The organism is Nonlabens sp. Asnod2-A12, assembly GCF_045063745.1.
Classification (GTDB): Bacteria; Bacteroidota; Bacteroidia; order Flavobacteriales; family Flavobacteriaceae; genus Nonlabens; species Nonlabens xylanidelens.
In genome coordinates this window covers 2,637,211-2,652,857 of sequence record NZ_JBEFOB010000003.1, presented here as the reverse complement: position 1 = coordinate 2,652,857, position 15,647 = coordinate 2,637,211, and the positions used below count along the sequence as shown (strand labels likewise).

Below are 15,647 nucleotides of genomic sequence, written 5' to 3'. Positions count from 1 at the left end.
ATAAAAGACAACCCTTTTATAAACGTTTTTTTATGCAATCTTTTTTCATCTTTTGTAGTGGTGCTGATGCTGAGTTACTTGACCAGTGCAGCGCAGGCGAGCGTAATAAGTATGCCGGTATAGGCGCAACGGTTTTCTTTACCGCACTTATGGCATTTTTTGCAGCCAGTTATGCGCTATTTACCGTTTTTGATAGTTACTGGATAGCCGGTGCTTTTGGATTGGTTTGGGGTTTATTGATCTTTAATCTGGATCGTTACATTGTTTCTACACTTAAGAAAAGTGATCGCAAAATCAATGAATTATGGCAGGCGGCACCTCGTATTGTTTTAGCACTTATTATTGCTGTTGTGATTTCAAAACCTCTTGAATTAAAAATATTTGAGAAAGAAATCGATCAGGTTCTTCTGGAAGAGAAAAACGCGATGACCTTAAATAATCAAGAGCAAGTTGCTAGTTTATTTGCTGTTGAGGAGTCCGCTTTCGCGAAAGCGATACAAGAATTAAAATCTGAAATCACCATAAAAGAAGCCGAAGTAGAAGCCTTGTACTCCACGTATATTACAGAAGCCGAAGGAACATCTGGAACTAACAAACTAGGAAAAGGACCGGTTTACAAGGAGAAACGAGAAAAGCATGATGCTGCTCTGGCAGAACTTAAAGAACTAAAAGCTTCAAATGCCGATAAAATAGCAGCCATAGAATTACAACTAGCCGACTTAAACACTAAAGAAACTTTACAGCTGGCCGCATCACAACCGATTATAGAAAACGTAGACGGACTTATGGCGCGTATTGAAGCCTTAAATAAATTGCCTTTTATCACATCATTTTTCATCTTCTTACTGTTTCTAGCCATAGAAACATCTCCTATCATTGCCAAATTATTATCCCCTAGAGGTGAGTATGATTACAAATATGCAGAGCGAGAAGATCTCGTTATATCATGGGTAACACAACAAAAGCAACAGCAAACCGTACTTACACAAACTGATAAAGAATTAAACAATAGAGTCTATAAAGACATCGCAGACGAGGACGAACTCTATACCTACAAAAAGAAAATAGCAAGAGAACTCATGCAAAAACAAGCCGATGCTTTCTATAAAAAACAGAATGGGATTTTAGGGTAAAAGATTGGAGATTAACGATATCTGATTTTTGATTTGTCATTCCGCTGCAGAGCGGAATCGCTATAAATAAATCTCGATTCCTGAATCTAATTTCTTGAATCTTCTTTAGAATTCAGCTTCTTACACAATCCATCCATTCTCACGAGCGTGAGTAACGGCTTCTTTAGATTCTTTTACTAATAACATAGGACATATGGTAAAACCGTCGGCAATGGATTTTACTCGCAACATTTTCTTTTTATGATCTACAGACCTTAAATAAATAGCCATTATACGATCAGGGAATTGCTGTGCAACGTCTTTATAATAATCTGCATCGTGCTCTCCACTATCACCTATAAGAATAAACTTCATGTGTGGATAGTGTTTTAAGATATTGATAAGTTCGTGCTCTTTATGAGGTCGTTTTAATTTGGGCGTTCTATCCCATGGAGTCGGGAAATCTCGCAATAAAATAGGTCCTTTAGGAAACCCATGAAAGTCTAGAAATTTCTCTAGATATTTGTATAAATTCCATGGGCTATTACTCAAATAGAACATTGGGTTTTGATCGTTACTTGACGAGCCTCTATGTAATAATTGATAAAAACTAGCAGCACCTTTTAAGGGTAAACGACGGTCATAATTCTTAAAAAAGGTATTAAAAGCCACACGTATTTTAAGAAAACTAGTCACACCAGTATGCATTATAGTGTCGTCTATATCACTTATAACTCCATAAGCCGCAGTTTCTAGAGGTATTAATGACTCTCCAGAGAATTTATTTATTTTGAGACGTTTTTGTCGTTTCGCTTTCGCAAAAGCGGAATTATCTTCATCAAAACTAACCGTAAAGGATAAGTATCCTTCTTTATCTGTTAATGCATCAAGGTCTATATCAGTTTTTATATTAAAGAGAAAATAGCCTTCATGGTCTGCTTTTACTTCAAAAAACTTACCGTTAGGCAAAGTTAATTTTACCTGAGCATTTCTTATCTCGTCTGTAGCAAAAGTACGCCAGGTATTGCGCAGCGTCTGGTACAAGGTCTGTTGCTCATAATGTTTTAATGGCTGGTCTTCTAGCGCGCGACCACGTATATACAAATGGTTTGCACCACTATACGTACGATAAATGTCGAGAATCCAAGGATCACGTTTAAAAATTGCCATGTTGTGAAAATAATCGTTTTATACCAACTGTCTTATAGAATGCTGGTTAATAAAAGTTTAAAAGCTTATTTATTACTTCTTAATTGCCTTAATGCATACCAGATAGCCATTAAGAATAAAAAGCCGAACCAGATAAAACTTCGGTTTTGTTCACCGTCGGCGATTTTATAACCTAAGATGCACAAACTTATGACACACATGACGATAAGTAATTTGTAAAACCAGTCTGGAATCATATTTTGATTTTAAGAGAAATGACAAAATTAAGAAATAAAGCCTAGTAAGGAAAACTAGCTTATCTTATTACTTATGATAAATAGCACTCTATATGAAACTTTAAAAGCAAGGTAATAACATATCTAACACCTTGCTTTTAAAGTTTTTATTACATTATTGTGTTATTCAACAACGTCTGCCATGACGCCATCTTTATTGAAGATTTTATCTTTATTACATTTTAAGAAATGATCACAGTATAGACAGATATTTTTAAGTTCTTCATTCTTAATTTTTGCATCTGCTTCAGTAACACCTAGTTTTAATCCCATTTTAAGTGGGTCACCTTCATTAAGCATTTTAAAAACAAAGTTCTTACTTGCTCTATCCAGTACCTCACTCACCTTTTGTTTACGTGCGTCTCCCATAGGGAAATGTGTACCTGGACAACATGGATTAATGCGCCATAACTGTATGCTTATCTCGTTAGGTATATCTTCATGACCACCTAAGAAGTTTCTTGCACCACTTAAAATGGTACAAAAGTTATGCTCAGGATCCTTCATCCATATATCGTGCTTCATCGCTTTACCTCTGGCCCAGTTACCACCTAACCACATTTCTTCACTTGCACCCCAATAACCCCAACTTAAAGGATTTTCGGCTAGATAATGACCACCTTCTATAAGCGGATCTTTTTCTGTACCGACCACACCACAAGTATCAAAAATATCTGCTAGCTCCATTAATCTACCACCAGCTTTTTTATGGTATCTATCTATAGATGCGATGTCAAATCTAGAAACACCCTTATCTATAAGGACTTGTAACTTTGCAGGATTTAATAAATCACCGTTAGTCTGGATCATTACTTGGGTCTTACCTTTATACTTGTCTTGGATTTTATCAAGAATAGCATGTAGCAGTTTAATATCGGCTAGAGGCTCACCACCACTTAAGATAATACGCTCTATATGGTCTGGCATATTATCGATTATCGCCATACAGTCTTCTTGAGATATACGTTTCCCAAATGGACTTGAATCATTGTAACAGTGATCACAATCGTCATTACACAGCTGTGTAAAGACCCAGTATAAGGACTGTAAATGGTTAAAATCTTTTTTAATTTCTGTCATCATTTTATCTTTTTATAGACTGTTGCTAGCAATCCATTTTCCTCATGTCGAGGTACTCTATCTATAAGAAAGAAGTGCCACGGTCTTTCTTTATTTTAATTGTTTAAATCACGATCAATTAAACTGTTTCCAGAAAGCAGCCTCTTGTTGTGCACCGCTATCTACGTCATCATAAAAATCTTGCTTAGATTCATATCTTTTAAAATGACCTAATTCTATTTTACCTATATGATCTCCCATAGTCAGTGCTTCTTTTAAATCATGAGTAATGAATATAGAAGTAAGCTTCATTTTCTTAGAGAGCTTTTTAAATAGTTCTTGCATTTGCACACGAGTCTCAGCATCTAGCGCTCCAAATGGCTCGTCTAACAGCAATACTTTGGGCTCAATAATTAATGCTCTTGCAAATGACACACGCTGTCTTTGTCCACCAGAAAGCTGGTGAGGCATTTTCTCTGCATGTTCTTCTAGACCTATTTCTGCAAGCATGTGCTCCACCTTAGTTTTAATCACATCTGGTGATTGCTTACGTATCTTTAAACCAAATGCTATGTTCTCTGAAACATTAAGGTGAGGAAATAGCAAGGGTTCTTGGTATAGATAAACTATGTTTCTTTTATTAGGTGGCGTGTCGTTCATCCGCTTTCGCGAAAGCGAAATAGTACCATCATCTTCTTTTTCTAATCCAGCTAATATTTTTAATAAAGTCGTTTTACCACTACCTGATTTTCCTAAAACACTAAGCACCTCATGTTCTTGCAGCGTAAAACTAACGTTGTGTAAAACGGTCTCACTGCCGAAGCTTTTGGTAATATTATCTATGTGTAAAAGTGGTTCCAATGGTCTTAAATTACGGTTTCTGTGGCAAATATGTATCTCTTATTGATCCATATAAGAATCATGGGCGGTAGTATTAATAAACAACTCGCTAGTGCTGCATAAAATATATTTGCCTCATTTACAAAGCTGAAAACGCGCACCGTTAAGGTTTGCACACTTCCTACTCCTATTAAGTTAGTGAGCCCAAATTCAAACCACGACACTAGAAATGTCTGAAAAAAACATAGCAATAATGCGTTTTTTGAAATAGGTAGTAATACGTTTTTAAACGTTTGCCAGCTGCTGCTGCCTAATGTTTTAGATAGCTCTTCTATCGCTCTAGTTTTATGATTCCAGAAGTTATTGAGAATAATAACTCCAAAGGGATATGCTATAAAAAACTGCGCTAGCAACACACCACTCACGTTACCTGATATACCTGCATATATAAAAAAGAAATGTAGTGTCGCTGCCAGTATAACTGGCGATAGCACATAAGGAATGTATGCCAGCAGCATTAATTTATTGCGGTATTTACTCAATGCGATATGTTTACTCGTTATAAAAGCCAGCGCAGTAGTTACCGTTGCCACTAGAATAGAAATACCTAGAGACAAGAAAAATGTTTGCAATAGTTTACTATCTGACTTTTGTAAAAACTCCCAGTTTTCTAGGGACAGTGATTGCGGTAACAATTCTGGATACGGCCAGTTGCGTCCTAGACTAAGTAATAGTAAGAATGCGATCGGGAAAAAGATCGATAGAATAAATAATATTTGGAGGGCTTTCTTCATCAGTTTTTTTCTGGATTAAAGAATGCTGGTCTCGTTTTATAAACTACCGCTATTAAGATTGCTATTAAAAGTATATAAATAACTGACACCGCATATGCCTGTGGTATGTCTGCCAGATTAAATTTTTGAAGTTTTTGAATTATAAAAACCGATAACATAGATGGATCTTGTCTACCTAACAATAGCGGTATTTCATAAGTTCCCATCACAAATATGAGAAACAACATAATTGTAAAAGCACTCTTTTTTAATAAGATAGGCACTATTATTCTGGTAGTGATTTGATTTTTCTTTGCTCCTAAGGTTTGAGCAAGTGCTTTAAGTTCTGGAATGCGCTCGTTTTGATATAAATTAGAATATAAAATGATAAAAAACGGCGTGATCAGTAGGCACAAGCTGAATATAATTGCAACTCCATAAGCATCATTAGTCCAGTCTGGAAACTGACTTAGGTCATCTATCCATCCTAAATTAAAAATGACACGACTTATAAAACCACTTTTAGAAAGCAACTGAAAGCTAAAAAATGCCATTACAATAGCAGGAAATGCTAGTGGCAAATAGGTCACATAAGACAGCAGTCCTTTATATAAATTCTTAGTCCACGAGATTACTATCCATAAAGAAAAGAACAACGAAATAGTCATTACTACTGCAGCTATAAAAAGACTGAAACCTAAGGACTTCCAGAACTCTGTAGCTAGTAGTGTTTTCTCCCAATACTCTGTTGTAAAACCTTCACTTAAAATACCTGTAAGCCCAAAACTATACAACAAAGCATATCCAAACCCTAAGAGAACAGGCACTGCTGCAAATAGGATAAAAATAGTAATGGAGATATGTTTTGACTTAAATTTCAATATTTTATGTTGCGTTATTATTGTTTAATATGATAAATAAAAAATGCTATTAATTTTGAACAAGAATAAATGAACTGGTAAATAATATACACCTATTTAACTTATTCTTAAATTGTATTCTTCTATCTAACTATTTATAATTTCTGTTCTAAAATCTTCGGCTAGTCTTATCATGTACTCAGGTGCTAACTCTTGAAGTGCTTTTTCTTGAATATCTTTTCTGTTAGGAGCTTGTTTTCTAGAAGGTATGTTTTGAAATTTCTCTTGAAATTCTTGTGATAATCTATCCAATTTTAAAACCGTACCGTCACCCCACACATCTGGATTTTGCTTTTTTAATTGTGCCTCTGGCGAGATCATAAAATTAATCATGACCATAGCCGCAGCTTTATCTACTGCGTCACTTGCTATACCTAAATAATGACTATTCTGTATCGTACCGAATTCTGGTACATAAGCTCTAGAAGATGCTGCAAAAACACCTTCATTAATTTTGTTATCTACCTCAGCATCATTATTACTCATTGTAAACAGTAACTCTCCGCTAGCAAATAGCTGGTGCATTTGCGCCACGTTTTGTGGGAATGCCTCGCCATTTTTCCATAGATAAGGTTGTAATTCTTTAACATAACTCCATAATTGAGCGCTGTACTTATTATACTTTTCTTCATTAAAATCTCCTGCTAGTGCATCTTTACCACCAGCGATATCGATTAATAAAGCCTTTAAAAAGGTTAATCCTGTAAAGTGATTATCAAAGGTGAATTTACCTGGGTTTGCTTTTACAAAAGCAAGTAAATCCTCACGTGATTGAGGTAAATCAGTCACCTTATCACTGTTGTAAATAAGGGTCATTTGCACATTACCCCAAGGTGTTTCCATGCCATTAATAGGTTCTTGAAAATCTGTTCCTATAAATGGGTTATCTAGATCTATGTATTGCGCATTAGGTAATTGATCTACAAATGGACCGTATAGACCTTTAACCTGTCTTAACTGATAGAATGTCTCTCCATTAATCCACATCATGTCTATGTTACTCTTTTTACCAGCTTGTTTTTCTGTCATGATCAGTTGCACAACTGCATTTCCCTGACCGTTAGATAATTCTACGTCTATATTATAACGTTCTTTCATCGCTGGTGCGACATAGTTTTTCATGTAAGAATTAATCTTAGGGTCACCGCTCCACATCATCATGTTTACAGTTTTACCATGCGCTTCTTTTTCTATTTCTTCCCAGCTAGCACTAGTTAGATCTATAGAATTTTCTTCCTTTTCCTTACCACCACAAGCGGTTATTAAAACCGCTGTGATTAGGATAAGGTAAATATGTACTTTTTTCATAGATTCTTTACATCTTATATTAAGCTTGATAAAAGTTCCGCTTTCGCGAAAGCGGAACTTTTCAAATTTCTAAAACAAATATCTAACACCAAATTGAAACTGTCTAGGTGGACCTGCGTTGCGCTGGACAAAACGACCACTAGAAGCAGGACCTGCCTGAATTTGATTAGACTGTGTTGCGTTGTTACTATAACCACTCAAATTCTCTACGTTAAAAACATTAAAGACATCTGCTCTTAGTTCTAGTTTTTTATCGCCTTTAAGTTTAAACTGGTGTTGTACACCTAGGTCAAAGTTAACGGACCATGGAAGACGGTCGTTATTACGAGCCTCTCCTGGAGAACGATCACTATTACCCTGGTATGCATCTCCAAAACCGCTACCGTCACCATTCAAATCTGTTGTTCCATATAACAAAGCATCTGGAATGCGGTTAATAGGCTGTCCACTTTGCAGGATGTTTGCAAGTGTTATAGTCGTTCCTTCTAGTGGGTAATAATTAAAAATACTGTTTATGTTATGTCTTCTATCATTGATAGATGCTCCATATTCATCTCCATAGTTATTACCATCTTGTGCACGGAAGTTAATATCTTCGGTATCGTTTTTTAAACTAGCTAGTGTATAGTTAACACGGTAAGAATAGTTGTCCTCTCCACGAGATTTCTGTAAATTAAAACTAGCAGCATAATAGCGAGATTTACCACCATTTTCTGTAATAACAACACTTCTAGCAACACCAGTTCTAGTCTGACCATCTATTACGGCACTGTTATTAGAAATAGGAATAGGTCGTGTAGCATCAGCCTCTGCTTGTGTTCTTACTACTACGTTGTCAGGATCCACCGTATACTCTGCAGCGGCATTTAAGTTTCTTAATCTTAAAAGATCTTCACCTCTATTATGAATAAGGTCTACAAAGAATAATTTATCTTCTTCTACCTGTACTTGATATCCTATAGCAAACTGGTGTGAGTATGGATTATCATACCCATTAGGATTAAGTATACGTCTCTCATTTGAGAAAACCCCTTCACGTTGATCTTGTAAAGATGCTGCTGTAGGTCCATTAAGGTAAGAAACTCCTGCTACATTTGCAGTAAGGTTACCATCAAAGGTTACTCTATCAACGTTAGTGTCTGAAGGAAGTATCCCTAAATCTACAAATTCCTGAATTTGCGCTTGATAATCTTCACTAGTTGTGTTTTGTTGTAAAGCATCACTATATACTGCATATGGTATTTTACCATAAGAAACAGCATATCCACCACGTAGACTACTTTTCTCTGTCAGTTTATAGTTTAAATTTAATCGAGGTGCAAAGTTGTTTTTATCACCTTCGTCACTACCACCTTTAGAAAGGTTATCATAATCATAACGCAAACCTAGTGTCACGTTTAAACGATCTGAAACTGACCAAAGATCTTCTGCATAAATAGAATAAATAGATTGATCTGTACCGTACTGTGCTGGTCTTAATTCTACACCATAGTTAGTCACTTCTACGTCAGATGGTAGGTCGTTAATATTAAGAGCGCCACCTAGATTTCTTGCTCTTAAAGCATCTAATTGAGCTTGAGTTAAATCTACCGTATAATTACCTGATGGATTACCACCACCTAATAATTCATGATCACCACGTATGTAGTTTAATCCTGCTTTAAGAGAGTGGTTATCTAAGTAGTATTTAAATTTCTGTTGAAATTGCACTGTGTTTTCTAAAGCGTCAAAAATATAACCTGGGTTACCAATAATAGCTATGGTTTCATCTGCTGGATTTCTTACCGTTACTTGAGGACTACCAAAGTTATTTGCTTGAGAATAATTCCATCTAAAACGAGAGTACTGAATGTTAGATTCGGCAAATACATCTCCTATATTATAACTGTTCTTTAAAGCGATGTTGATAGAGTTTCTTTCTTGCGTATCTCCTGCACTAGGAAATAACGCACCACCATCTAGTCCACCACCCTGACGTTCTATATCCACAAAACCTACATTTGCTCTCAATGAACTACGGAAACTATCTGACCATTTATGATCAATCTTTGCAGACAGATAATTAAACGTATTTGTTCCTTCAACAGTTTCTGCCACTCCTAATTGTGGAGACGTTAATAAATTATCTTTTACATCTGTAGTATGTTCTATGTTCAAATAATAAAAGGTTTTATCTTTTACTAAAGCACCACCTACTCCTACACCTGCTTGATATCTAGCAAATCCATCTTTAACCTGATTACCAGATAAATCTCTTTGTGCAAACTGACTAGTACCATCTATACTAGGACCTGGTCGTGTGATAAAAAAGGCTTCTCCTGTTAATTTATTGGTACCTGACTTTGTAGTAACGTCTATAACACCATTTTCTGTTAGACCTTGCTCTGCACTATAATTATTAGTAAAAACAGTAATGTCATTTACAAAACCAGAAGGAATCGCAAATCTCTGCCCTCCTAAAAATCGTTCATTATTATCCATACCATCAATAGTATATGATGTGAATAATGGGTTTGCTCCATTTACACTTACATTAGGCGCTTCTGGAAAGAAACCTGTTGCTTGTGTAACGTTAGGTAGACGGTATAGAACTCTAGTGATATCACGACCTTCTACAGGTATTTCTTGAATTTCGGCAGCTTCTAGTTCAAAGGAAACCTCAGCATCACGACGGTTAATACGGTTACTAGTCTGCGAGTTAATAACAACAGTATCTAGAGTATTATCATCGTTTTTTGAGAGAATGCTTAATACAACAGATGGGTTCTCATTAGAACGTATGTTAATAACAGAACTTTCTGCAGATTCATACTGGTCGTTACCTTCAAATTTTACCACATAACCATTGATGGTAGGTAAAGATTTAAAAGTTATTTTTCCTGAGGCATCAGTCGCTTGCTCCATAGAAATATTTCTAGAGCTATTAATTAAAGTAACCTTAATTTCAGGTAAACCTTGAAAAGTGGAGAAATCAGTTACGGTAACTGTTAGATCTTGAGAGAATGCGGTAATGCACATAAGTAGCATTACCCAAAAGGATAATTGTTTCATTTAATAAAAGTAAAGTGATAAAAATGCACGCAAATTTATTTTCTAAATCACGCGCTTATAAATACATATAGACATTAACAACAAGGAGATCCCTTGTTATAATAAACATCAGCATCCTTAATTAAGTAAAAGACACTACTATTAGACGCTATACTTTTATCGCTCTCAACTAATAATAAAATGAGTTGAAGTATTATTTCATTTAAAGATAATGAGTAATCTAAAATCGCCCTTAAATCTACACTTGCATCTAGATCTATTAACTTATCTAGCATTTTATATAAAACTAGACCGTTACTAAAACTATCTGTAAGAGAATTAGTTAATCGAGACGTTTTCCAAGGTAACTTAGAAAAGCTAGATTCTTTATTTTCTTTATTTTCTACCTTTAAAAAAGTAGCTTTATTAATTCCTAGAAGATAAAAACCACCATCTTGGGAAGGACCTATTGTAGCAACCCCTTGTTCTAGGTTATCAATAGCCTGTTTAAAATGTGATAATTTTAAATGCGGCGTGTCATTACCTATGGCTATTACATTATCATATCCTTGCTCAAAAACTGCCTGAATAGAATTACTTAGCCTAGAACCAAAATCAAATCCCTTTTGTTGCTTTTCTGTATGTACAAAATATGGTAAACCAGTTTTACTCGCTAGAGCAACCGTTTGATCTGTAAGCGTATCAAAAAGCACATCACCGCCTTTAATACCTTTACGCCACGCATCTTTCTTACCAGAAGCGGCAAAGACTAGAATAGCAGTATGAGAAGATTTCTTAAAAATCAATTTTTAATTTTAACCGTTACATTTTTATCATTCAAAATAAGCTCGCATTCATGGAATAGAAACTACGGCATTACATACGTAAAACTTCCCTCTTCAGGTTTTACAAAATGACAATTACTCTATGATATTTGCATAATTACAATAAAATTGTCACGAAAGTTTCACTTTTCACTTTTTGATACATATTAGCATACATGAATTCTAAAAATTCAGATAAAAAGCAAAGTGAATAATCACATAAGTAACTTCATGGCATACTACTCTTAATTCTATGACTGACACTAGATATCATAAAAAAAGGCTTCCCTAATGAGAAGCCTTTTTTACATTTTTGTTGAAAACCGTATTATTTTTCTACAGTAAAAATACGATATCCATACGGTGGAAAATCAAGAAAGTCACCTTCTTTAAAATCAACACTACCACCACGTATCGCATCAGTTATTCTACCTGACAAGCCTTGTACTTTTACTTTTTCTCTCTCTGTAGATAAATTTACAATGTAATAAATAACATCTCCATTTTTCTCTCTCTTAATAGCATAAATACTATTATCATTACTTGTTTCTAGTCTGGTATAACTAGCAGGGTTTTTACCACCATTAAGTGCGGCATTATTGTTTTTTAACTCACCTAGTTTTTTCATAAGATCCCAAGTCTCCCCTTTAGTTTTAGGGATAGTATCTTTTTCAAAAAACTTTAATCTGTAATCCATACCATACTCCTGACCAGAATAAATTAATGGCATACCAGGTATCATGTAACTAAATGTAAGCATGGCATTTGCCTTAGATCCCATTCTTTCTTTTACAGATCCATTCCATGAGTTCTCATCATGATTTGTTATGAAATTCATTAATATATCATCCTTCTCATAATTTTTCTCATTACGTTCCATGTAATTATCCCATTCCTTAACATCAAAGTCACCCTTAGTCAGTTCATTCATTAAATGATGCCCTTCCCAATTATACCCCATATCAAATGCTTCTTTAAAAAGATCTTTCTTTTCACTTTCTGCTAGCATAAATAAAGGTTTGCGGTCTTCTAATTCTTTAGTCGCATAATTCCAAAATTCAGTAGGCACTTCATGAGCCACATCACATCTAAAACCATCTACGTCATATCTTTCTATCCATGACTCCATAGCTTTTGTCATATACGTCCACATATCTTTATTACTATAATTAAGATCTGCAGTGTCTGTCCAGTCGGTACCTTCTGGATGCATCATTTTACCATTTTTATCCTTGGTGAAAAAGTCTGGATATTCTTTAATCCATCTATTATCCCATCCTGTATGGTTTGCAACCCAGTCCAGGATCACATACATACCATTATCATGTGCTGTTTTTATAAGATTCTTTAAATCATCAGGCGTTCCTAGGTCTGGATTCACTTCTTCATAGTCCGCTACCGCATAGTAACTACCTAGATATTTCTCTCTTTCTTTAGGGTCTTTAATATCCTCAACCATTAAATCACCTGTTGCCTTTCTATTCTTTTCTGAAATAGGAAAAACAGGCATTAACCATATTACTTTAACTCCTAGATCCTTAAGTTCTGGAATGTCCTTGGTAAACTCATTAAAAGTACCTTCTGGAGAATACTGCCTTATGTTTGCCTCATATATAACGGCATTTTCTAGATCTTCATCCTGTATAGGTGAGTATTTTTTAACCTCAACTTCTTCTACAACTGTTTCTTCTTTCACTTCTTCCTTACAGGCAAATAATGCCGTGATGGCAAGTAATCCTAAAATATATTTTTTCATTAAGCTAGTACTTTATTAATAGTTGGTTTTCCTAATATTATGCTCAGGTATCAAATGTAGGAGTTCTATATCTTATTTAAAATCTTTATTTTGATCATTTTTCATTTGTAAAATCACAAAGTTACCTGGTGGTATCTGAATATTCTTATCTGTTACAATGGCATTGATGGCTGTTCCGCTTTCGCGAAAGCGTGCATTATTTAAACCCACATTAAGAATCAAAGAATTCTCATTAAAAAACACCTTTGTACTCTCGTTAAAGTAATGACGTTCTATACCCAACAGGCCATTTTCTTCCATAACAACCTGTGTAGTACCATAAAGTAACGACATAGAGTTGCGACGTAGATGAACTAATTCCTGAACTAATTTACGTAAGTTTTGCTGCCTACTAGAAAGGCCATTAAAATTCATCATCCTGCGATTATCAGGGTCGTTTGCCCCTATAGAACCGTACTCATCACCATAGTATATAACCGGCACACCTGGCATGGTCATGTTAAACGCCTGCAACATACCTAGTCTATCAAATGCGGTAGAATCACTCATAACTATTTCACGAGTCCAACCGGCCTTCTTTGCGTCTTCATCAAATTTCACATCGCCACTTGCATAGCTTATGAATCTTGCACGATCTTGGTTTCCTGATATATTACCCATTAAATGATGGTGACCGTAGTATTCCAGACCTTTTTTAAGGGTTTCGGTGAGGTTTGAGTAGCTTCCATCCGCTACTGCAAAAGCGGATACAGCAGCATCATATTGATTAAAATCAAACTGTGCGTCTAGCATTCCTGTGCTCACGTAACTCCTTATCAGGTCATAAGAACCATAGGTTTCTCCTATCTGGTAAATAGGTCTGTCCGTATTATCACGTACTTTTTGAGTCAGTGTTCTCCAGTATTCTTCTGGCACATGCTTCGTCGCATCGTGACGGAAACCGTCTAGTTTATACTCGGTAACCCAGTACAATGCGCTATCGGTCATTTTTTCTACCACTTCTGGTTGTGAAAAATCTAGTGTAGGCAAGAAGGTATCAAACCAAGTCGTTAACCTATGGTCGTCCCAGCGTTCTGTATTTAAACTTCCATCTTCTAGATACAAGTCTGTAGCCCATTCTGGATGTTCCTTGTATAAAGGATGTTCTTCATGAACGTGGTTTGCTACATAATCTAGAATCACGTTCATATCGCGATTATGAGCCTCTTCAATGATTTCTTTTAAGACCTTCTCATCGCCAAATCTGTAATCTACTTTAGTATTAGAAATAGGCCAGTAACCATGATAACCGCTAAATTTAGTTTTAGGCTCTGGCCACAAGCCATAAGCACCTTCTGGATTTTGAGTAATAGGCGACAACCATACCGTGTTGATTCCTAATTCTTCAAAATAACCGTCTTTTATCTTTGCCAAAACACCTGCTAGATCACCACCCATATAATTTGCTTTGGGTAAAATTTCTGGATCGTTCACAGGTTTTGTATTGCTTTTATCTCCATCAAGAAAACGATCTACCATCATAAAGTACAACACCTGATTATGAAAATCATTTCTAGCAAGTTGCGATGGGTCTTCTACCACCTGACCATTTTGTACCGGAATCAATAAATCGTTAGTACGACCATTTTTATCACTAGCAAAAACTCTAACGAGTTGTGTTTTTGAAATGCGATTTGAAAAATCTTTTTCTGGTAGGTTTACCGTGTAGGTATTATCATTTTTGCTTTTTACAGCTTCTACGAGTTGGTTTTCGTACAGAACAACTACGTTTTCTAAACTTCCCGATGTTTTAAAAGTGAATCCTTTGTCAAGGATTTTATCGTAGGATAGCTTTGTATTTGTTGACAAAGAATTATCAATATAACGATTAAAGCCTCCTTGATTATTACTAATGACCATCTCGTCGTTTTCAGTCAACTTTTCTTCGACACCATCCAAAACAAAAATATATTGATGTTTCCCAGCTGGAAGTGCAGCCGTATGTATCCAGACACCATTGTTATCTTCTAAATCTATGGTTGCCCAATTTGTAAAGCTTCCTTTAATTTGAACTTTCTTAGGTTTATTCTTAGTTCTATTAACGTAAGGCAATGAAAACTGACCTTGTGGAGTTTTATAAACTGGAATATCGTTCCTAATTCCATCGATCCATAAAGTAATATTAGTAACGAAAGGAGCTTTGTCATTCAGTCCAAAATAATAGGAGTCGTCTAGTTTTCCAGGAATTTTAATATCATTGTTACTACCTAAATCTTTTTTATAACATCCTTTTCCTAAAGTGATACTATCAATAGATTCAACATCTAAAACGTAATCGGAAATTAAAAATTTATTACTTCCTACATTTTTATAAATAGGCGTTGTCATCACCTCTATAACACTAGCTCTCGTGTCAAGTGTAATTTTTTCTTTATCGTTATTATCGCAACTTATAATAAGAATTGCGATGAGTAGGATTAGTAGTTTTTTCATTTCACTTTATTTATTATTTATTGCATCGCTAGCCCCATTGCCTGCGGCATTTCCCCAAAGGGGAAAGTTTTCATGGAATCGCTTTGCTCGCGATTATTATCTTATTCA

The 15,647-nt window shown here is 35.3% G+C and carries 11 protein-coding genes; 1 reads left to right on the top strand and 10 read right to left on the bottom strand.

Annotated features, from left to right (window positions below):
* Positions 1–32: 32 nt before the first annotated feature.
* A complete protein-coding gene (locus ACJJVJ_RS12050) occupies positions 33–1,133 on the top strand; it encodes a DUF4407 domain-containing protein (protein WP_405370551.1) in 1,101 nt (366 codons plus the stop codon).
* Positions 1,134–1,253: 120 nt separating this feature from the next.
* Here ACJJVJ_RS12050 and ACJJVJ_RS12045 read toward each other — a convergent pair whose 3' ends face one another.
* The 10 genes from ACJJVJ_RS12045 to ACJJVJ_RS12000 form a co-directional block, all read right to left on the bottom strand.
* On the bottom strand, positions 1,254–2,282 hold the full coding sequence (locus ACJJVJ_RS12045) for an App1 family protein (protein WP_405370550.1): 1,029 nt from the start codon (positions 2,280–2,282) through the stop codon (positions 1,254–1,256).
* A gap of 398 nt (positions 2,283–2,680) precedes the next feature.
* Positions 2,681–3,640 (bottom strand): radical SAM protein, encoded by a 960-nt coding sequence (locus ACJJVJ_RS12040; RefSeq protein WP_405370548.1) that lies wholly within the window; start codon positions 3,638–3,640, stop codon positions 2,681–2,683.
* A gap of 111 nt (positions 3,641–3,751) precedes the next feature.
* Positions 3,752–4,477: an ABC transporter ATP-binding protein gene (locus ACJJVJ_RS12035; protein ID WP_405370546.1), complete on the bottom strand. Its 726-nt coding sequence runs from the start codon at positions 4,475–4,477 to the stop codon at positions 3,752–3,754.
* A gap of 5 nt (positions 4,478–4,482) precedes the next feature.
* Positions 4,483–5,250, bottom strand: coding sequence for an ABC transporter permease (locus ACJJVJ_RS12030; protein ID WP_104513877.1), 768 nt, complete (start codon positions 5,248–5,250; stop codon positions 4,483–4,485).
* Positions 5,250–6,110 carry an ABC transporter permease subunit gene (locus ACJJVJ_RS12025; RefSeq protein WP_405370544.1) on the bottom strand — a complete coding sequence of 287 codons (861 nt, stop codon included), beginning with the start codon at positions 6,108–6,110 and terminating at the stop codon, positions 5,250–5,252. Before ACJJVJ_RS12025 ends, ACJJVJ_RS12030 begins: the two co-directional genes overlap by 1 nt.
* Positions 6,111–6,236: 126 nt before the next feature.
* Complete coding sequence (locus ACJJVJ_RS12020; RefSeq protein WP_405370542.1) at positions 6,237–7,457, bottom strand: ABC transporter substrate-binding protein; 1,221 nt, start codon at positions 7,455–7,457, stop codon at positions 6,237–6,239.
* A 69-nt stretch (positions 7,458–7,526) separates the two neighbouring features.
* Complete coding sequence (locus ACJJVJ_RS12015; RefSeq protein WP_405370540.1) at positions 7,527–10,508, bottom strand: TonB-dependent receptor domain-containing protein; 2,982 nt, start codon at positions 10,506–10,508, stop codon at positions 7,527–7,529.
* A 74-nt stretch (positions 10,509–10,582) separates the two neighbouring features.
* Complete coding sequence (locus ACJJVJ_RS12010) at positions 10,583–11,293, bottom strand: DUF2064 domain-containing protein (protein WP_405370539.1); 711 nt, start codon at positions 11,291–11,293, stop codon at positions 10,583–10,585.
* A 346-nt stretch (positions 11,294–11,639) separates the two neighbouring features.
* Positions 11,640–13,067 carry an alpha-amylase family glycosyl hydrolase gene (locus ACJJVJ_RS12005; RefSeq protein ID WP_405370538.1) on the bottom strand — a complete coding sequence of 476 codons (1,428 nt, stop codon included), beginning with the start codon at positions 13,065–13,067 and terminating at the stop codon, positions 11,640–11,642.
* Between the two features lie 72 nt (positions 13,068–13,139).
* Positions 13,140–15,539, bottom strand: coding sequence for an alpha-amylase family glycosyl hydrolase (locus ACJJVJ_RS12000; RefSeq protein WP_405370536.1), 2,400 nt, complete (start codon positions 15,537–15,539; stop codon positions 13,140–13,142).
* Positions 15,540–15,647: the final 108 nt, after the last annotated feature.